Genomic DNA, 20,219 nt, shown 5'->3' on the forward strand with positions numbered 1-20,219 from the left:
ACCATTGCGGTCCCCGCCAGGTCGTCAACCAAGCGGCTGTGCGTCCGATCAGAAGCCCAGGTGCATGTCGTGGGTGTTCTGATGCGTCTGCACAGTGGTGTTGTCGTGCGTCGACGCGTCGTACGACGGCGAGTACGTCGACTGGTTGTCGTGCACTGAGCTGTTGTACGACTGGGCGTTGCTGTACGACGCCGCGTTGTCGTGCACCGAGCTGTCGTGGGTGGAGGTGTACTGCGACGACCAGTCGTGCACCGAGTTGTCGGCCACCGACGTCGACGTGGTGGTGGTGTGGGTGTTCACGACGCTGTGGGCGTTGTCGACGCCGCTGTAGTTGCCGGTGCCGTCGATGTTGGTCGTGGTCTGGTTCCCGTGCACCGCCGTCCAGTCGGTGTTGCCCTGCGCCGAGCTGGTGGTCCCGTGGCCGGAGGTCTGGATCACCGTGCCGTCGTGGGTCTCCAGGACGTCGTGGCCGGCGGCGGTGTTGCCCTGGCTGAACGAGTTGTCATGGCCGTACGCGAAATTCGAGTCCGCCCCGGTGTGGATGTTGCCGTTGTTGACCGAGTTCGCGTTGCCCAGCACAGCGCCGTCACCGCTGACGATGTCGCCCCGGTTGTCGCCATTGACTGCGACCGCGCCCTGGCCGTTGGCCGTGGTGGTGGTCTTGTCACCCAGCGTGATGTCGCCGAAGCCGAGGTTGAAGGCGCCCTGCTGTGCATTGGCGCCCGCGTCCTGGTTGGGGCTCATCACCGGCGTGTTGTTGTGGCTGGCGAAATCGGTATCGGTCCGGTTGCCGCTGAGGAAGTCGGTCTGCGGCGCATACGTCGGCGACCAGGTGGGCGACGGCGCGAACGTCGGCTCCCAGCCGTAGTGGTTGGCCACCGCACGCTGCAGGCCCACCACCGGGTCGCCGGCGCCCAGCGCGAGGCTCGGCACCGCGGTGGCAGCCACCGACGCCAGCTGCGCCGGGGCGACGTTGCCCAGCCCGGCGTCCAGCAGCGCCTGCTCGGGCTGCGCGACGTAGTCGGCAGCCGCCTGCTGGTCGCGGAACAGGTTGAGGATGAAGTCGATCAAGCTGATCATCGAAGTCCCTTTCGGTTGTCTCGGGTTTGCCCCTCACCGGCCTGCCCGGTGTCTGCTAGCCACGGTATGGAGCTGCGACTCGACTCGGAACGGGGTCGAGTCCCCTACCTCCACGCCCCTGTACCGGGGTGGTCCAGCAACTTCCGTTAGGGGATTAGGGGATTACTAGGGACATATCGGGAGTCCCCCAGCTGATGCACAGTTTCGCCAGCTCAAACGACGAACGCCCCCACATGCCGAAGCGTGCGGGGGCGTTCGAGGGTGTTCGCGTCAGAACAGCGGGCCGTCGAAACCGTGGGCGTCGTGCGCTGCACCGGGATCGAAGTGCCCATGGTGGTCGTCAACCGGATGCTCGAAGCCGGGGTCGACCGTTGCCGGCTCGACCACTGGCGCCGGGTCATGGGCGTCGGGCGCAGGGGCCGCCAGCGGCTCCGCCTCGAATGCGCCGAGGTGGCTGAACTGGTCGATACCGGCGTCCGGTTGAGTCAGGCCCGGTTGGTCGAGCACGAAGTCATGGGTGGGAGCCTCGATGCCGGCCGCCGGCGGGTGGTCGGAGAACGCGTCGAACGCCGCAGTCGCGGCCCCACTGGCCCAGACGTTCGCATCCCCGGCATCGGCTCCGAAGGCCGGGCTCGCGATCGACAGCGACTCCGACACCACCGGGATCAGGTTGTTGACGTCGGCACTGGTCACGTCGGTGAGATGAGCGTCGGCGATGGCTTGCTGCGGGTTGTCCGCGTAGCGTGCAGCGGCGTCGGGATCGCGCACCAGCGACATCACGAAGTCCAGTAGCTCATTGGCCATGGCGCCGATGTTAACGATCACCAGCTAATAACGGATCGGTGTCAAAGCCACTGCCGACACGGCGACGTTAGGGGATTGGCCGTTAGGGGATGAGGCGCGGTTAGGGGATGTCGCATGACGACCCCTCCCCGGCGCCGCTATCGTGAGGAACGGCCGCCGACGCTGCCACTGAACCGTGTCGACGACAAGGACCCTTCGAGATGACCGACTCCCTTGGGCTGTCCATCGGGATGACCAACCTGGTCGCGGCCCGGGTCGGCGCTGCGCCGGTCACGCGCCGCGCGGTGTTGACGCTCTATCCGCACCGCGCCCCCGAGGTGGGCGTGCCGGTCGAGAACCCGAACGCGGCCGAACCAGGTCTGGTGCTGTCCGGCTTCGTCGAACGCGTCGGTGATCCGGTGCCTCTGGTGGCGCCGGACGGGACCACCTACCGCGCCGACTGGCTGCTCGTCGAGGCCCTCGACGCCATGGCGCAGACCGTCGGCGACGGCTCGGCCGCCTCACAGGTCACCATCGCTGTGCCCGCGCACTGGGGTCCGGCGGTGCTGGGCGCGCTGCGAGGGGCGCTGCGCACCAAGCCCAACCTGTCGGCGGGCGGCGTGCCGCCGGTGCTGGTGTCCGACGCCGTGGCCGCGCTGGCCGCGTTGGCGACCAGCCCGGGATTGCCGGCGAGCGGAATCGTCGCGTTGCTCGATTTCGGCGGCAGCGGCACCAGCATCACGCTGGCCGACGCCGCCAACGATTTCCAGCCCATCGACGAAAGCCTGCGCTACACCGAATTTTCCGGCGCTGCGATCGACCAGGCGCTGCTCACCCATGTGCTCTCCGACATCAACCAGTCCAGCGGCGCCGACCCGGCCGGCACCACCGCCGTCGGTGCGCTCACTCGGCTACGCGAACAGTGCCGCGACGCCAAGGAGCGGCTGTCTGCTGACACCGCCACCGACCTGTCGGCTGAACTTCCCGGCTATCACTCCGATATCCGCGTCACCCGCGCCGAACTCGAGAACCTGATCAGCGGCCCGCTGGCCGGGGTACTCGCCGCTCTGGAAGAACTCTTGGGCCGCAACCGAATTCCCGCCGCGTCGCTGTCGGCGGTCGCCACTGTCGGTGGCGGCGCCGCGATCCCACTGATCACCCAGCGGCTCTCGGAGCAGTTCCGCGTGCCGGTGGTCACCACGCCGCGGCCGGCACTGAACACGGCGGCGGGCGCTGCGCTGCTGGCCACCCGCGGGCCGGGCGGCGACGTGCCGACCGGACTCGCGACTGCGGCCACCGAACCGCCCACCGGGATGGCCACCGCCGCGTGGGCCGCCGGGGCTGCCGGCGCAGCCGCCAAGGAGTCGGCCGCCGACGGCGCCGCGTCGGCCACCTTCCGGGCGCTCGCGTGGTCGGAAGATGCCGGCGGCGACGAACCGGCGCCCTATACCGGCGCTCAGTACGCCTACGAGCCGGAGCCCACCAGCGCGCGGCCCCAACTCGAGTTCGCTCCTCCGCCCGAGGGTCCGCATGAGGCAGAGGAGCCGTTGCCCTGGTACCGGCGGCCCCAGGTGCTGTTCGCGGCGGCACTGGTCACGGTGCTGGTCTTGACAGGCGGCCTGGTGTGGACGCTGACCAGCGAGTCCAGCCCGATGCGCTCCACGCGCACCCACACGGCGACGGTGCCGGCCACCACCAACCCCGAATCCCCGGGCGCGCCGCTGACCGACACGGTGACGTTCACCGGCACGGACGGTAGCCCGACCGTCGTCACGCCGCCGCCGTCGGCCACCACCCCACCGAGTTCGCCGCCCGACACCACGACGTCGGACACCACCACCTCGGCCACGACCACGACGCAGACCACGACCACCACCACGCAGCCGACCACCACGACCACCACCCAGCCGACCACCACCACGACGCAGCCGCCGACCACCACCACGCGACCGCCCACCACGACGACGCGACCGCCCACAACCAGCGCGGCGCCGCCCACCTCAGCGGTCAGCAACCAGTCCGCGCCCACGTCGGCTCAGTTGGCGCCCAATACACCGAGGCCGCAGCTCAGCGCGACAGCGCCGGTCAGCCCCTGACAGCCCGATGGACCAGCCGGCGTTGCACGAGCTGCCGCCCCAGGCACGCGAGCTCGTTGACGCGGTCACCACCAACCCGACCGACCCCGTCAAGGCCGTCGTCGTGGGCGGTATCGGCACCGGGAAAACCGCCACACTGACCGCGATCCGCACTGCGCTGCGGGCCGGCGGCATCGACGTCGCCTCCCGTCCGGATGTGCATCGGAGTGCCACGGCGATCGTCGTCGACGACGCGCACCTGCTTACGCACCAGCAGCTCACCACCCTCGCCGAGCGGGTCGACGATCCGTCCGCGACCGTCGTCGTCGCCACCGAGCCGTATCAACATTCGGCTGCGCTTCGCACGCTCACCATGGCGATCGAACGCGAGCGTCCGGCGGTGCTGCTCGGTGCGCTTCCGCCCCAGGAGCTGCACCGCCTGGCCACAGCGGCCCTCGGCGCACCGCCGACCGCCGAAGTGGTTCGCGCTCTGATGGCCGCGACCGCCGGATTGCCGTTTCTGGTGCGTGCGGCGCTGAGCCGCCCGGGCGACGACGCCTCACCCGCCATCGCGATCGCCCAGTCCGCCCGGTTCGCGCTGATCGACCGGCTGCGCGCAGTCGATGAGCCCGTCCTCGAGGCGCTGCTGATCGGATCGCTGAGCCCCGACCTCGGTGCCGCTGACCTGGCGGCCGCGCTGAGCATCAGCACCGACGACGCTCAGCGGCTGGTCGACCGCGCCCGAGGCAGCGGACTCCTCGAGCCCTCCCACAGCCCGGCGTTTCTGCGGTCGGTGCACCGCGCGGTCACGCAGATCGTCGGTGCAGCGCGCCACCACGACGTCGAAAAGGCTTTGCTCACAACACAATTGGAGCTGTCGACGCTGCCGGCGGACTTGGCGTTGCGGCTCGCCGAACACGGCATGCGCGACGAGCGGCTGGCCACGGTGCTGGAAACCCACGCCGAGCGCTCACCCGACCGCACCGCCGCGGCCCGGCTGTACCGCGCCGCCGTCGACGCCGGCGCGTCGCGGCTCACGGCCCGGCTTGCCGACGCGCTGGCGCTGACCGGAGACTGCGCGACGGCCGGCCGGCTCGCCGACGACCTGCTCTCGTCCGACGACCCCGCCGAGCGTGCCGCCGCGGTCCGCATCGCCGCGTCGGTAGCTGCCCATGACGGCAACGCCGACCAGTCCGCCGAGCTGTACCGCTGGCTCGGGCCGCACCCCGACGCGGTGGTCAGCTCCGCCGGCGCGGTGGTGCTGCTCGGCGCGGGCGACGCCGCGGCCGCCCGCGTGTCGATAACAGCACCGGCCGGCGGTCCGCCCACCGCCGCCGCCCGAGCCGCCCGCAGCCTGGCCGAAGGCCTGCTGCAGACACTGGACCAGCCGTTCACCGTGGCGGTCGCCAAGCTCGGGCAGTCGCTGACCGCCGGCTCGTCGGCCCGTTTCGTCACGCCGGACACGCCGGCGGCCCTCGTCGCGCTGGCGGCGTTGCATGCCGGCGATCCGGTCCGCGCACGCAGCGTGCTCACCCGCGCGCTGCAAGACGGCAGTGCGCCGCACGCCGAGCACCGGCACCGGCTGCTGCTGGCCTGGACGAAAATGCTCGACGGGCAGCTCGCGTCCGCGAGCGCCGAGGTGACCGTCGACGATGCCGTGCTGCACCGCCGGGATGCGTTATGGGCCGCCGCACTGCGCACCGGGCTGGCGCGGCGCACCGGCGACAGTGGCGCACTTCAGCGGCACTGGTACACCGCGATGGAAGTACTGGCCGAGTACACAGTTGACCTGTTCTCGCTGCTGCCGCTGGGCGAGCTGTGGGTGGCCGCGGCACGGCTGCGGCAGCTCGAGCGGATCCGCTACGCCGTCGAGCAGGCTCTAGAGCTTCTGGAGCGGCTCGGCAAGCCGGTGCTGTGGTCGGTGCCCTTGCACTGGTCGGGCGTGCACGCCGGCATCCTGGCCAACTCGCCGGATGCGGTGGCACCTCACGGGCAGGCGCTGACCGCGGCCGCAGCGACCAGCCCGTTCGCGAAAGTGCTGGCCGGCGCCGGGCGGGTGTGGCTGCGGGTGCTGGCCAATCAGGTCGAACTGGCCGAAGTCACGGCGGCTGCGCGCGGTCTGGCGCAGTACGGCCACACCGCCGACGGCACGCGGCTGGCCAGCCAGGCGGCTTTGCAGGCGCCCGACGCCCGCGTATCCGGGGCGATGCTGCAGCTGGCGCGCGATCTCAAGGCCAGCGCCGCGCTCGACGAGCAGCCGGTAACACCGTCGCAGCAGCGCGCTGTCGAGCCGGCGCGTCCCGCGGCGCGGGACTCGGCGCGGCTGTCCGAGCGCGAACGCGAGGTAGCCGAGCTGTTGCTGTTGGGCATGCCCTACCGCGACATCGGCAATCAGCTGTTCATCTCCGCCAAGACCGTCGAACACCACGTCGCACGGATACGACGGCGCCTGGGCGCTGAATCCCGCTCCGAGCTGCTGTCGATGCTACGGGCGATGCTGGCGCCGCAGCCCTGAGGTTAGGGCAACCTTTGTCGCGCCCGTAGCGGCCGAGATGTCACTATGAGCAGGCAAGAAAGACAAGTTACTGACCAGTAGCAAGCTGGGGAGGCGGCGCGCGTGGACACTCAGCAGGTGATCAGGCTCGTGGTTGGCCTGGGGTTGACGGCGCTGGTTTTGGTGTTCGCGGCGCGCCGGGTGTGGTGGCTGTTCACTCTCGTGCGATCGGGTCAGCCGGCCAGTGGCCGCACCGACAACCTGGGCAGGCGGATCTGGACGCAGGTCGAGGAGGTCTTCGGGCAGACGCGGCTGCTGCGATGGTCGATTCCCGGCCTGGCCCACTTCTTCACGATGTGGGGCTTTTTCATCCTGCTGACGGTCTACATCGAGGCCTACGGCGTCCTGTTCAATCCGAAGTTCGCGATCCCGATCATCGGCCATTGGCCGGTTCTGGGTTTCCTGCAGGACTTCTTCGCGCTGGCCGTGCTGCTGGGCATCACCACGTTCGCGATCATCCGGCTGATCCAAGGACCCAAGGAGCACGGTCGCGATTCGCGGTTCTACGGCAGCCACCTCGGCGGCGCGTGGCTGATCCTGTTCATGATCTTCAACGTCATCTGGACGTACGCGCTGTTCCGCGGCTCGTCGGTGAACAACGGAAACCTGCCGTACAACTGGGCGGCGTTCTTCTCCCACGCCATGGGCAAGGTGCTGTCACCGCTCGGGCACAGCGGCAACGAATACATGGAGACCGTTTCGCTGCTCCTGCACATCGGCGTGATGCTGGCGTTCTTGATCATCGTGCTGCATTCCAAGCACCTGCACATCTTCCTGGCGCCCATCAACGTGACGTTCAAGCGCCTGCCCAACGGGCTCGGGCCGCTGCTGCCGATCGAATACCAGGGCAAGCCAATCGATTTCGAGGATCCGCCGGAGGACGCCACCCTCGGTCGCGGCAAGATCGAGGACTTCAGCTGGAAGGGCATGCTGGACTTCGCCACCTGTACCGAGTGCGGGCGCTGCCAGTCGCAGTGTCCGGCGTGGAACACCGGAAAACCGTTGTCCCCCAAGCTCGTGATCATGGACCTGCGCGACCACTGGATGGCGAAGGCGCCCTACATCCTCGGCGACAAAGTCACGCCTGACGAGAGCACACCCGAAGGTGGCCTCTCCGAGAAGCTGGCCGGCGATCGCCACGAGGAAGTGCATCACGTGCCGGAGTCCGGGTTCGGGCGGGTCCCGCCGGAGTCGCCGCTGCAGGCGACGCGCCCGCTGGTCGGGACGGCCGAGCAGCTCGGCGTCATCGACCCCGACGTCTTGTGGTCGTGCACCACGTGCGGAGCGTGCGTCGAGCAGTGCCCGGTGGACATCGAGCACATCGACCACATCGTCGACATGCGCCGCTACCAGGTGATGATGGAGTCGGAGTTCCCGTCCGAGCTGTCGGTGCTGTTCAAGAACCTCGAGACGAAGTCGAATCCGTGGGGCCAGAACGCCTCCGACCGGCTCAACTGGATCAGCGAGGTCGACTTCGACGTGCCGGTGTTCGGCGTCGACGCGGAGTCCTTCGACGGCTACGAGTACCTGTTCTGGGTCGGCTGCGCCGGCGCGTTCGAGGACCGCGCCAAGAAGACCACCAAGGCGGTCGCCGAGTTGCTGTCGATCGCCGGGGTGAAGTACCTGGTGCTCGGCGCCGAGGAGACCTGCAACGGCGACTCGGCACGCCGCTCCGGCAACGAGTTCTTGTTCCAGCAGCTTGCCGCGCAGGCGGTCGAGACGCTCAACGGCGTGTTCGAGGGCGTCGAGACCGTCGACCGCAAGATCGTCGTCACCTGCCCGCACTGCTTCAACACCCTCGGCCGGGAATACCGCCAGCTCGGCGCCAACTACACCGTGCTGCACCACACCCAGCTGCTGAACCGGTTGGTGCGGGACAAGAAGCTGGTTCCGGTGAAGCCGGTGGGCGGCGAAAACGGCCAGGACGTCACCTACCATGACCCGTGCTACCTCGGCCGGCACAACAAGGTGTACGAGGCGCCGCGCGAGTTGATCGGCGCGTCGGGCGTCACGCTCAAGGAGATGCCGCGCCACGCCGAGACCGGGCTGTGCTGCGGCGCGGGCGGCGCGCGGATGTGGATGGAAGAGCACATCGGCAAGCGGGTCAACCACGAGCGCGTCGACGAGGCGCTGATGACGGTGTCCGACGGCGCGAAGATCGCGACGGGCTGCCCCTTCTGCCGCGTCATGATGACCGACGGCCTCACCGACCGTCAGGAGTCGGGCAAGGGTGAAGGCGTCGAGGTGCTCGACGTGGCTCAGCTGCTGCTGGGGTCGCTGGACAAGAGCACTGTCACGCTGCCGCCGAAGCGCTCTCCCGAAGAGAAGAAGAAGAAGGCTGCGGCCCCGGCGGCCGAGGCTCCTGCGGCAGCGCCGTCGGCACCAGCCGCAGCCGCACCGTCGGGAACCAAGGAAGCCAAGCCGGTCACCGGGCTGGGTATCGCAGGCGGCAAGCGCCCCGGCGCCAAGAAGTCCGCGCCGGCGCCTGCTGCCGAAAAGCCGTCGGCGACAACCCAAGCCGCGCCTGCCAAGGGACTCGGCATCGCCGCCGGCGCCAAGCGGCCGGGCGCCAAGAAGGCCGCACCGACCGCCGAGCAGCCGGCCGAGCAGGCGTCCGAGGAGCAGCCCGCCACCGAGGTCACTCAACCCGCGAACGCGGCGCCCGATCAAGCCAAGGCTGAGCCGGCGCCGGTCAAGGGGCTCGGCATCGCGGCTGGGGCCAAGCGGCCCGGCGCCAGGAAGACGAGCGCGCCCGCGGCCTCGGCTCCGTCGGCTCCGGCTCAGCAGTCGGAGCCTGAGCAGCCGAATCCTGCGGACACCGAGCAATCGAGGCCCGCTGATGACGGCAATGGCAGCGCGCCGACGCCTCCGGTCAAGGGCCTCGGCATTGCCCGCGGTGCCCGGCCGCCCGGCAAACGGTGATCCGGGCGAGCGGCGAAATTCACTGGACGCCAATGGCACCATGGTGGACGTGACTACTCACCAGGTCCCGTGGCAGGCCACCGGTCATCACGACCGGCAGCGCACGTTCACGCAGTCGACCAAGCTGCAGGACGTTCTCTACGAGATCCGCGGGCCGGTGCACGAGCACGCGTCGCGCCTGGAGGCCGAGGGCCACCGCATCCTGAAGCTCAACATCGGCAACCCTGCGCCGTTCGGTTTCGAAGCGCCGGACGTCATCATGCGCGACATCATCCAGGCATTGCCCCACGCGCAGGGCTATTCGGACTCCAAGGGGATTCTGCCGGCGCGGCGGGCGGTGGTCACGCGCTACGAACTCGTCGAGGGGTTCCCCCGGCTCGACGTCGACGACGTGTACCTCGGCAACGGCGTCTCTGAGCTCATCACGATGACGCTGCAGGCGTTGCTGGACAACGGCGACCAGGTTCTCATCCCCGCTCCTGACTACCCGCTGTGGACGGCGTCCACGTCACTGGCCGGCGGCACCCCCGTGCACTACCTGTGTGACGAAACGCAGGGCTGGCAGCCCGATGTCGCTGACATCGAGGCGAAGATCACCGAGCGCACTAAGGCGCTGGTGGTGATCAACCCGAACAACCCGACCGGCGCGGTGTACAGCCGCGAAGTGCTCGAGCAGATGGCCGATCTGGCGCGCAAGCACCAACTGCTGCTGCTTGCCGACGAGATCTACGACAAGATCCTCTACGACGACGCCAAGCACATCTGCATGGCGTCGGTGGCGCCGGATCTGTTGTGCCTCACCTTCAATGGGCTCTCGAAGGCCTACCGGGTGGCCGGCTACCGGGCCGGCTGGCTGGCGATCACCGGACCCAAGGAGCATGCGAGCAGCTTCCTGGAGGGCATCAGCCTGCTGGCCAACATGCGCTTGTGCCCGAATGTGCCTGCGCAACATGGCATTCAGGTGGCCCTCGGCGGGCATCAGAGCATCGAGGATCTGGTGCTGCCGGGTGGGCGGTTGCTCGAACAGCGCGACGTGGCGTGGCAGAAGCTCAACGAGATCCCCGGGGTGTCGTGCGTGAAGCCGCAGGGTGCCCTGTATGCCTTTCCGCGGCTTGACCCCGAGGTGTACGACATCGTCGACGACGAGCAGCTGGTGCTGGACCTGTTGCTGCAGGAGAAGATCCTGGTCACGCAGGGCACGGGCTTCAACTGGCCGGCGCCCGACCATCTGCGCATCGTCACGCTGCCGTGGGCGCGGGATCTCGCCGCGGCCATCGAGCGCCTCGGCAACTTCTTGGTCAGCTACCGGCAGTAGTCATTTCCGCTCAAGCAGTTCCAGCAGATAAGCGCCATAGCCGGATTTGAGCAGCTGGTTGGCCCGCGCGTACAACTGCTCGTCATCGATGAAACCCACCCGCCACGCCACCTCCTCGGGCACGCTGACCTTCAGGCCTTGTCGCCGTTCGATGGTGCGTACGAAGTCGCTGGCGTCCAGCAGCGAATCGAAGGTCCCGGTATCCAGCCAGGCGGTGCCACGAGCCAGCACCTCCACGGAGAGCTGCCCGCGGTTCAGGTAGGCCTGGTTGACTTCGGTGATCTCGTATTCGCCTCGGGCCGACGGCCGCAGCGATCGTGCGATCTCGACCACGTCGTTGTCGTAGAAGTACAGCCCGGGCACCGCGTAGTGCGATTTCGGTGTCGCGGGTTTTTCTTCCAGCGACGCAGCGGTGCCGTCGGCGCCGAATTCCACCACCCCGTACGCCGACGGGTTAGCCACCCAGTACGCGAAAATCGCTCCGCCGCTGACGTTTTGGAAGCGTCGCAGGCTGGTGCCCAGGCCCGGCCCGTAGAAGATGTTGTCCCCCAACACAAGCGCGACGGTGTCGTTGCCGATGTGCTCGGCGCCGATGACGAAAGCCTGTGCCAATCCTTCGGGACGAGGCTGCACGGCGTAACTGATGTGGATACCGAACGCCGAGCCGTCGCCCAGCAGCCGCTGAAACCCGGCCGCATCGGCCGGCGTCGTGATCACCAGGATGTCGCGGATGCCGGCCATGATCAGCGTGGACAGCGGATAGTAGATCAGCGGCTTGTCGTACACCGGGAGCAACTGCTTGCTGACACCCATCGTGATCGGGTACAGCCTGGTGCCCGCGCCGCCCGCGAGGATGATGCCTCGCATCTGGTCCTCCTACGCCTCGGCCAGGTCGTCTTCGGTGAGCTCGGTGGCAGCCAGCGCTGACTTCAGGTCATCGTGCTGGAACACCGACGTCACCTTGTCGTGCACCACCCGGAACGCCGACGCCGTCACCTGCGGGGAACCAGCGTCACCAACGTGCTGCTCGACGACGACGACGCCGTCGTGCACATACATCCGCCCGGGCTCGACGAGAAATCCCTTGGACGACACCCAGTTGCGCAGCGCCTCGTGGCCTTGCACAGCACCGTGCGCGTCGCCGATCTCGATGTCGCCGGTGGACAACTCCACCAGCGTGTCGAGATCCTGCGCATTGAGAGCGTCGTGCCACGCCAGGACGGTCGCGATCTCCGAAACGGTCATGACTGGACCGTAGCTCAGAACGGGGTGCGGTCCAGCCACCCCCGCCAGACCTGGTCGTCGCCGAAGACCTGGATCCGCTGATCATCGGCGGGGATGCGGCGGGTGATCGCCAGCAGCAGCGACGTGACGTCGCCGCGCACGGCGACGGTGGATTTCGCGTGCTGCTGATCGAGCCGCAGTGTGCCGCCGCCCTCACTGATCGTCCATTCGCCACCTTCTGCGGCGTGCAGGTGCAGCGACTGTCCGTCGGCCAGCGGCATCTGGTCGCCTCCGGCCCGGGTCACCACCCGCTCGAGCCATTCGGTCAGGCAGTCGGTGGCGACATCGGTCGGCAGCCGGAATTCGCGGCCCAGCGCCAGCTCCGCGTCGGCGCGGTGCACGGCCACTTCGTGGACGCGACGGCGCACCCACCACGCCGCCGGACGCGGACCCAGAAACGTCCACACCTCGGTGTCGCCGCCGGTACTGGACACCGCGTCGAGCAGCTCTTGCCCGCCACCGCGCACCCAGTCCGCCGCGCCGTCGGGATCGTCGGGCGGCTTGCCGTTGCGCACCTCACGGGGATCGAGAGGTTCTGCGCGCCGTTCGGCGACGATCTGCGCGGCCCATCGGTGCCCGCGCCCCACGTGCCGCAGCAGCTGCTTGAGTGTCCAGCCTGGGCAGGTTGGCACCGGCGTCGCGGGATCGGCAGTACGCAGCACCTCGGCGAACGCGGCGTCCTCGTCGAGAAGCGATGCGGCGAAATCCATTTCAGGCACCCAACATGATCGGCAATGACGCCCAGCCGCGCAGCACCCGGGTATCGCGGCGGCTGCCGCTGCCGGCCAGCCGCGCGTTGGGGTAGCGGTCGAAGAACGAGCGCAGGCCCACTTCACCTTCAGCGCGGGCCAATGCGGCGCCCAAACAGAAGTGTCTGCCGCTGGAGAACGACAGGTGTTTGTTGGCGTTCGGCCGCTCGATGTCGAAGCGGTGTGGGTCGTCGAACACGGCCGGGTCGCGGTTGGCACCGGCCAGATAGATCACCACCAGCTCGCCGCGCGGGATCGTCGTGCCCGCGATCTCGACGTCGCGCCGTGCGACCCGCGCACTCAACTGCACCGGGGAATCCAGCCGCAGAATCTCCTCGACCGCATTGGGCCACAACTCCGGGCGTGCCGCCAGCGTGGCGAGGTGTTGGGGGTTCTCCAGCAGCATGCGAATTCCGTTGCCCAGCAGATTGACTGTGGTTTCGAAGCCGGCGGCCAGGACCAGGCCGGCGGTGGCTTGCAGCTCGCGGTCGGTGAGCCGGCCGTCCTCGTCGGCGGCCAGGGTGAGCTGGCTCAGCAGGTCGTCGCCGGGATTGCGGCGGAGCTTCTCGAGGTGGTCGGCCAGCCACGCGTTGAAACCGGAGACGCCTTGGTACACCTGGTTGTACTGCTTCCACGACAATCCGATGTCCAGGCTCGGCGCACCGAGCTCGCCGTACTCGAGGATCTGCGGGCGGTCTTCGTCGGGCACGCCCAGGATGTCGCCGATGACGGCGACCGGCAGCTGTGAGCAGTACCGCGCGACGATGTCGACGACGCCGCGCGTTTCGCCGAGGTCGTCGAGGAGCACCTTGGCGGTTTCTTCCACGCGGTCGCGCAGCGCGGCCACCGCGCGGGTGGTGAACACCGACGACACCAGCTTGCGGTAGCGGGTGTGTTCGGGCGGCTCGACCGACAGCAGCGACGGCGGCTCCAGCGGATGCAGCAGGCCGGTCTTGGTCTTCTGGTTGATCCAGCGCAGGGGTTTGGGCAGGTTGCCGCCGAGCTCGATCACGCGGAAGTCATCCGAGCGCAGCAGTTCATGGGCGATCTCGTGGTCGACGGTCAAATAGACCGCGCGGCCTTTGACAATGCGGCCGCGGGAGCGCAGCTCCTCGATGAACGCGATGGGGTCGGTCCTCACGGCAGGATCGGCGATCATCCGAGCCTGCGGATCGCCGCTGCGCAACCCGATCGACGCCAGCGCGCGGACGAAGCCGTGCAGCGCGAGCCAGCGAATCCTCTGTCTCATGCCGATCAGGCTACGCCGGGGACTCGCCTTCCCAGGGCGAACACCCGCCAGCCCGCCGCACGCCACCGCGCGGCATCGAGGCAATTGCGGCCATCCACAACCACTTTCGCGTGCACGACGTCGCCGAGCTCGGCCGGGTCGAGGTCGACGAACTCACGCCACTCGGTGAGCACCAGCACCGCGTCGGCGCGCTGGCAGGCTTCGGTGACGCAAGTCGAGTAGTTCAGCGTGGGGAAGATGCGTCGCGAGTTCTCCACGGCCTTGGGGTCGTAGACGTTGACGGCCGCGCCGTTGAGTTGCAGCATGCCGGCCACGTTGAGTGCGGGCGAGTCGCGCACGTCGTCGGACTCGGGTTTGAACGCCGCGCCCAGCACGGCGACGTTGGCCCCGAGCAGCGATCCGCCGCAGGCCCGTGTTGCGAGCTCCACCATCTTGGTGCGGCGGCGCATGTTGATGCTGTCGACCTCTCGCAGGAACGTCAGGGCTTGGCTGGCGCCGAGTTCGCCGGCCCGCGCCATGAACGCGCGGATGTCTTTGGGCAAGCAGCCACCACCGAACCCGAGGCCGGCGTTGAGGAATCTGCGTCCGATGCGAGCGTCGTGGCCCAGCGCGTCGGCGAGCACAGTGACGTCGGCGTCCGCGGCCTCGCACACCTCCGAGATCGCGTTGATGAACGAGATCTTGGTAGCCAGAAAGGCATTCGCCGCCACCTTGACGAGCTCGGCGGTCTGCAGGTCGGTACACAGCAACGGCACACCGTCCTCGACGAGCGGTGCGTAGAGCTCCTCGATCGCCGCCTTCGTACGCTGCGAATCCTGTTGCACGCCAAGGACTATTCGATCCGGGTGCAGGGTGTCGTGAACGGCGAACCCCTCGCGCAGAAACTCGGGGTTCCAGGCGATTTCCACATCGACGCCCCAAGGCGCCAAATGCGTTGCCCGCCGGACTAATTCGGCTGCCGTGCCGACGGGAACAGTGGATTTCCCGACGATGACGGCAGGCCGGCTCAGCCTGGGAACCAGGGCGTCGATCACCGCGTGGACATGCCGAAGGTCGGCACCGTATTCGCCTTTCTTCTGCGGGGTGCCGACACCCAGGAAGTGCACGTCGGCGAACTCGGCGGCGTCGTCGTAGTCGGTGGTGAACCTTAGCCGACCAGCCGAGATGTTGTCCTGCAACAGTTTCCGCAGTCCGGGCTCATAGAACGGCGCCTCGCCGCTGTTCAGTTTGGCGACCTTGCCGGGGTCGACGTCGACGCCGACCACCTCGTGGCCGAGCTCGGCCATGCCGGCGGCGTGAGTGGCGCCGAGGTAGCCCGTGCCGAAGACGGTGCACCGCATACCCCCGGTATAGCGGCCCGGGGTGAGCTAACCGCGTCGGGACACCAAGCGTCAGGACAACGGGAGGTTACGTGTCAGCTGCCGGGCCAGTACGGCCACGACGGCATGCGGGGACCGCCGACCGGGCCCGACGGTTGCTGCGGTTGCTGATTGCGCGGCTGCTGCGGGGTCGCCGGCTGTTGGTTGACCGGGGGGTACTGCTGCTGCGGAATGTTCACGGGCGGTTGCCAATCCGAGTCCGGCGGCGGCTGCGACGGCGGCGTCCATCGCGGCTTCGACGGCGGAGTCCACGGAGGGGTCTGCGGCTCGCTGGTAGGCGGCTGCTGCGGATACCACGGCGGCCGGTACACCGGTCGCGGCCACGGCAACTGGATGATCGGGGGCGGCAGAACCACCGGCGGTGCGATCACCGGTGCCGGCGCAGCGGGCACGGGCTCAGGCGCCGGCGCCGCCGGCACCGGTGCGGGCGGTGGCGCGGCAGGAGCGGGCGCGGGGGCCGCAGGTGGCGGTGCGGCCGCCGGTGCCGCTGCCTGAGGTGCCTGGACGAACACGGTCCGCGGCGCCTGCGGCGCCTCCTGCGCGACGGGCACCGGAGCCTTGATGGTTTCGGGTGCCGGGGCAGCCGGTGGTGGGGGTGCCGGTTGCGCGACGGGCGGCGCCGGTTGAGCGGTGCTGGGCACGACGATGCTCTCACCGGGACTCGGCCGCTGATCGACGGTGGGCCTGATGCTCACCGCCAGCGAGATGACGAGCGCCACGACGCCCACCACGAAAATGCTTGTCAGAGTGCTGCCGACGAGGAGGAATGGCCGCCGGGTCTCGTCTTCGGCGGCGACGTCCTCGTCCACTACCGGCGCCACGGCACCGGCGGGCCGCAACTGGGTGGCCGCGAACGCCGGGTCGATTCGGTAGGCGTCCTCGGCCGGCAAGCCGTCGGGATCTTGGGAGTACGCGAGCCCGACCGTCGTCGCTTCGAAACGCGGCGCACTGGCGGCTGCCAGCGCGGCGCCGCGGGCAAGCGCCATCTCAGAGTCTTCAGGGGCGCTCACGGGCAGCGTCACCAGCTGCTCGAGGTGTTCCTTGACGGAGGTGACGTCGACGCCCGAGCCGACGACGAACAGGCCGCCGGGCCGGGGCTCGTGGGTGTCCAGATCGGTGACCATGTCCGCCATGACGGCCATGGCGTCGGCGCTGTGCAGATCGCGGTTCACCACCTTGACGATCGAGCCGTCGCGCGTCTCGACCACCGACAACGTCGCGCTGTCGCGCTCGACGAACATCAGCGCGGTCTTGTCGTAGCCGACGGCCCGGCCGACAGCCTGGGCGAGCGCGCCCGCCGCGTGGAGTTCGGAGACGAGCATGACGTCTTCGATGCCGCGGGCGGCCAAGCCGTCGCGCAGGGCGCTGGCCTCGTTGTGGTCGGACCACGTCACGCCGGTGGTGATCAGCCGGTGTCCACCGGCCAGAGCGCTCTGCTGAGTCCCGAGGATGGCCGAGATCACCTGATCGGCCGCACTCGAGTTTGCTGCTCCCTCAGCTGCCGTGATGTCGAAGACGTCGTGATCGACGGTGAGACCGTCGGCTTTATCGCCTTCGACCAGCACCATGCGGACCGTCGTGGGTGTCATCGACACGCCAAGTACGATGTCCACAGCCCCTCCATTTAGTTTGCTATCTAGCTTAGGCCCGCTGGGGCGTTATCCATCAAGAAGCTCGTCAACTAGTGGCTTCATCGCACGATCAGCCCGATGCGTTACATCCCCCGACGTTAGCTGATCTTGACGAAGTCACCGGTGGACAGCACTTGCTGGGCTCCGCAGAACCTGCGGGATAAACCCTACTCGTAATACACGATGGAAGCGCGGGCTGCGTTCACGCTACTGAGTGGGTTCCGGCGATGTGCTGATGAAGTTCTGATAGGAGCGCGACGGCGTGGGTCCGCGCTGTCCCTGATACTTCGAGCCCACCTTGGCGCTGCCGTACGGATGCTCGGCCGGACTGGTGAGGCGCAGCAGGCACAGCTGGCCGATCTTCATGCCGGGCCACAGCGTGATGGGAAGGTTGGCGACATTCGACAGCTCCAGCGTGATGTGGCCGCTGAAGCCCGGGTCGATGAAGCCGGCGGTCGAATGGGTGAGTAGGCCGAGCCGGCCCAGTGACGACTTGCCCTCCAGGCGGCCGGCGAGATCGTCTGGCAGAGTGCACAATTCGAGCGTCGAACCCAGGACGAATTCGCCGGGGTGCAACACGAACGGCTCGTCCGGCAGCGGTTCGACGAGGCTCGTCAGCTCGTCTTGTTGCAGGGCCGGGTCGATGTGGGTGTAGCGGGTGTTGTTGAACACCCGGAACAGGCTGTCCAACCGGACGTCGATGCTGGAGGGCTGCACCAGCGTGTCGTCGAAGGGGTCGAGGGCCAAGCGGCCGGCGTCGATCTCGGCGCGGATGTCGCGGTCGGAGAGCAGCACTCGTCGAGCCTAATGGCTGCGTGGCGGCATGGCTGCCGGCCACGACTGCGCTGACTGTGCGCTCAGGGCGCGCCCTACTCGCACTTTTGCGCCCTACCGGCACAGTCAACGGCGAGCGAGCCGCTGGGATTGCTATCCTTCGTCAGCACCAGCGCCGATGTAGTTCAATGGCAGAACATCAGCTTCCCAAGCTGAGAACGCGGGTTCGATTCCCGTCATCGGCTCCACGTCTACCAGCGCGAATGCTGTTGAACCATTCGAATGTAGGCCCTCATCGGGCCGTCGGCGCGGAGTGCGCCGAGCAAGTCCCTTGTCGGCGACAAGACCGCCTATTCGCAGGCCAGTTCGAGGCTTTCCAGGCGGCGCACCAGGAGGCTCGGCAGCCACCGCCCTGTTTCGGCGGCTTCAACCATTGACGTCCGCTCAAGGAGCTGACCAATCACAATCTGAGCTTCCAATCGCGCAAGTGCGGCTCCGAGGCAGAAGTGCGCGCCCTTGCCGAACGTGATGTGACCCTTTCCGCCGGACCGGTCTAGTCGGAATCGATCGGGATCGTCGAAGTGGGCTGGATCGCGATTTGCCGCCCCCCATAACAACAGGAGGTGCGAATCCGCCGGAAGTTCTACACCGCACAACGTCGTGTCGCTGACGACGTGGCGGTAATGGCCTCGAAACGGTGGTTCGTAGCGCAATACCTCCTCAAGAAATGCGCCGAGTAGTTTCGGTTGCTCGCGCACCTGCTGTTGGATATCGGGTCGAGTCGCCAAAAGCCAAGCAGCGGAACCGATTAGCGATGCAGTTGATTCGCCACCGGCACTGAACAGAATGATCATCATCGCCTGAGCGGTGAGTTCTTCCATTTCACCCGACGCGCACGCCGTGGCCAGATCGCCGAGCAAGTTGTCCTGCGGGTCCGCTGCGGCCTGCTGAAACTGATCGGTGATGTATGCGGCGAGTTCCATAACGGCGACGCCGGCAGCGTTGAGTTGATCTTGGCTGACAAGGCCCTCGACCACCTGAGTCGCCGCGTATCCCCACCGCACGAGCTTGTCGATGTCAGTGTCCGGAACGCCGATAATTCGCCCGACGATCATCATTGGCAGTCGGTTTGCCATCGCGCCCATCCATTCGATGCGCCCGTCTCGCACGTTGGCGTTCCAGAGCCGCTCGGCTGTTTCACGGATGAACGGCTCGAAGGCGCGAATACGCTTCGCTGCCAGTTGCGGAAGCAACGCTTTCCGGTGCGCCGTATGCGCGGGCTCGTCGGCGGTGGCCAGCACATGGCTCTTTCCGCCTAACCCTTCCATCTCAAAAGCACCCACCGAGCCGCCAGGCTGATAGGTCATCGTCGCGGTCAGATTCGAGGAAAAGTCTTCGGGGCGAGCGATGGCGTCGTTAACCGCATCCCAGCTGCACACCGCATAGAAAGCGGAATTGCCAATCTGATGCACCGGTGCTGTGTCCAACATCCGCCGGTAAAGAGGGTAAGGGTCTTGGATGCACTCATCATCGAACAACTCAATGCCCAGTTGGCCATTGTGGGACGTCATTTCTCTACGCTGACCGGCCCCGACAGTGCGCGTCAACCAGTCTGGAGAAGTTGAAATCCAGCCTGGACGCTTCGCATGGCGGCCGTCTCAGGTTGCATCCTCCACCGTGCATAAATGCTGAGATCTGCTGCTGGTTTCGTCTCAAGTCTGAGACGATATGGATCGTCCTTTAGGAGGGAATGATCCGTTGGCCCGAGACGATTGGCTCCTTGGCGGCGAGCGGCGTACGGCAGCCGCAGACCGAATTTATGCCGCGGCTACCGACCTCGTCTTGCGGGACGGACTGGACGCCTTCGACATGGACGCCTTGGCCGCACGAGTGCACTGTTCGCGGGCGACTATTTACCGCTACGCCGGAGGCAAAGCCCAGATCCGCGACGCCGTTCTACTGCGCCTGGCGGCCCGCATCGTCGACTCGGTCCGACGTGCCGTGAAAGACCTGAGTGGCGCAGAGCGAGTGGTAAAGGCAATCACAGTCGCACTCGAACACATTCGATCCGATCCGATACGCCAAATGATGATGGGCTTGAGCGCCGGTCGTGATCTGACCGAGCTTCCTTCGTCGCCGGTGCTGGGTCGTCTCGCCGCCGACCTCACCGGCATAACCGACGACGACCCGCAGGCGGCCCAATGGATCGTCCGCGTCGTCATGGCGCTGGCGGTCTGGCCAATCGGCGACAGCGAACTGGAACACCAGATAGTGCGGCGCTTCATCGCACCAGCATTCAACTGACGGGGCGGCTTCGGCCTTTTGAGCGGCGGGCTCATGTCGCTGTCACGACGTCGGCACAACTCACGGCCAACTCCTTGCGATCCGAGCGAATCCACTACCGTCCACGTAGGTCCAACTCCG

Annotated in this window: 15 protein-coding genes and 1 tRNA gene; 6 read left to right on the forward strand and 10 right to left on the reverse strand. The window is 67.7% G+C overall.

From position 1 onward, the window contains the following. Nucleotides 1-48: 48 nt before the first annotated feature. The gene (locus tag AC5Y4N_RS07700; protein ID WP_499905289.1) at nt 49-1,080 is read right to left on the reverse strand and encodes an IniB N-terminal domain-containing protein; all 1,032 of its coding nucleotides are present in this window, start codon (nt 1,078-1,080) and stop codon (nt 49-51) included. A 270-nt stretch (nt 1,081-1,350) separates the two neighbouring features. Beyond that, a complete protein-coding gene (locus tag AC5Y4N_RS07705; RefSeq protein WP_499905286.1) occupies nt 1,351-1,884 on the reverse strand; it encodes an Rv0340 family IniB-related protein in 534 nt (177 codons plus the stop codon). A gap of 200 nt (nt 1,885-2,084) precedes the next feature. Here AC5Y4N_RS07705 and AC5Y4N_RS07710 point away from each other — a divergent pair, with 200 nt between their 5' ends. The 4 genes from AC5Y4N_RS07710 to AC5Y4N_RS07725 all read left to right on the forward strand — a co-directional run bounded on the left by AC5Y4N_RS07710 (nt 2,085) and on the right by AC5Y4N_RS07725 (nt 10,729). Further along, nucleotides 2,085-3,959 carry an Hsp70 family protein gene (locus AC5Y4N_RS07710; RefSeq protein WP_499905283.1) on the forward strand — a complete coding sequence of 625 codons (1,875 nt, stop codon included), beginning with the start codon at nt 2,085-2,087 and terminating at the stop codon, nt 3,957-3,959. Between the two features lie 7 nt (nt 3,960-3,966). Further along, nucleotides 3,967-6,453: an isoniazid response ATPase/transcriptional regulator IniR gene (gene iniR, locus AC5Y4N_RS07715; RefSeq protein ID WP_499905281.1), complete on the forward strand. Its 2,487-nt coding sequence runs from the start codon at nt 3,967-3,969 to the stop codon at nt 6,451-6,453. A gap of 102 nt (nt 6,454-6,555) precedes the next feature. After that, on the forward strand, nt 6,556-9,414 hold the full coding sequence (locus AC5Y4N_RS07720) for a (Fe-S)-binding protein (RefSeq protein ID WP_499905277.1): 2,859 nt from the start codon (nt 6,556-6,558) through the stop codon (nt 9,412-9,414). A 22-nt stretch (nt 9,415-9,436) separates the two neighbouring features. Continuing rightward, on the forward strand, nt 9,437-10,729 hold the full coding sequence (locus tag AC5Y4N_RS07725) for a pyridoxal phosphate-dependent aminotransferase (protein WP_499906304.1): 1,293 nt from the start codon (nt 9,437-9,439) through the stop codon (nt 10,727-10,729). Here the strand turns inward: AC5Y4N_RS07725 and rfbA are convergent, their stop codons facing one another. The 7 genes from rfbA to dcd form a co-directional block, all read right to left on the reverse strand. Further along, on the reverse strand, nt 10,730-11,596 hold the full coding sequence (rfbA, locus tag AC5Y4N_RS07730; protein WP_499905275.1) for a glucose-1-phosphate thymidylyltransferase RfbA: 867 nt from the start codon (nt 11,594-11,596) through the stop codon (nt 10,730-10,732). Between the two features lie 9 nt (nt 11,597-11,605). Further along, nucleotides 11,606-11,974 (reverse strand): nuclear transport factor 2 family protein, encoded by a 369-nt coding sequence (locus AC5Y4N_RS07735; protein WP_499905272.1) that lies wholly within the window; start codon nt 11,972-11,974, stop codon nt 11,606-11,608. A 14-nt stretch (nt 11,975-11,988) separates the two neighbouring features. Then, entirely contained in the window at nt 11,989-12,723 is a 735-nt protein-coding gene (locus AC5Y4N_RS07740; RefSeq protein WP_499905269.1) for a maleylpyruvate isomerase family mycothiol-dependent enzyme, read from the reverse strand. A 1-nt stretch (nt 12,724) separates the two neighbouring features. Then, nucleotides 12,725-14,011 carry a cytochrome P450 gene (locus tag AC5Y4N_RS07745; RefSeq protein ID WP_499905265.1) on the reverse strand — a complete coding sequence of 429 codons (1,287 nt, stop codon included), beginning with the start codon at nt 14,009-14,011 and terminating at the stop codon, nt 12,725-12,727. A 5-nt stretch (nt 14,012-14,016) separates the two neighbouring features. Continuing rightward, entirely contained in the window at nt 14,017-15,351 is a 1,335-nt protein-coding gene (locus AC5Y4N_RS07750) for a UDP-glucose dehydrogenase family protein (RefSeq protein ID WP_499905261.1), read from the reverse strand. Between the two features lie 74 nt (nt 15,352-15,425). Further along, entirely contained in the window at nt 15,426-17,003 is a 1,578-nt protein-coding gene (locus AC5Y4N_RS07755) for a DUF7159 family protein (protein ID WP_499905256.1), read from the reverse strand. Between the two features lie 225 nt (nt 17,004-17,228). Beyond that, entirely contained in the window at nt 17,229-17,816 is a 588-nt protein-coding gene (dcd, locus tag AC5Y4N_RS07760; RefSeq protein ID WP_499905254.1) for a dCTP deaminase, read from the reverse strand. Nucleotides 17,817-17,969: 153 nt separating this feature from the next. Between dcd and AC5Y4N_RS07765 the strand changes: the two genes are divergently transcribed. Continuing rightward, nucleotides 17,970-18,043, forward strand: a tRNA-Gly gene (locus tag AC5Y4N_RS07765). Between the two features lie 102 nt (nt 18,044-18,145). On the opposite strand, the gene AC5Y4N_RS07770 is transcribed toward AC5Y4N_RS07765, so the two are convergent. Further along, nucleotides 18,146-19,366, reverse strand: coding sequence for a cytochrome P450 (locus AC5Y4N_RS07770; protein ID WP_499905252.1), 1,221 nt, complete (start codon nt 19,364-19,366; stop codon nt 18,146-18,148). A gap of 187 nt (nt 19,367-19,553) precedes the next feature. Between AC5Y4N_RS07770 and AC5Y4N_RS07775 the strand changes: the two genes are divergently transcribed. After that, nucleotides 19,554-20,099: a TetR/AcrR family transcriptional regulator gene (locus AC5Y4N_RS07775; RefSeq protein WP_499905250.1), complete on the forward strand. Its 546-nt coding sequence runs from the start codon at nt 19,554-19,556 to the stop codon at nt 20,097-20,099. The last annotated feature ends 120 nt before the right edge of the window (nt 20,100-20,219 follow it).

This window comes from Mycobacterium sp. NGS19, assembly GCF_059813155.1.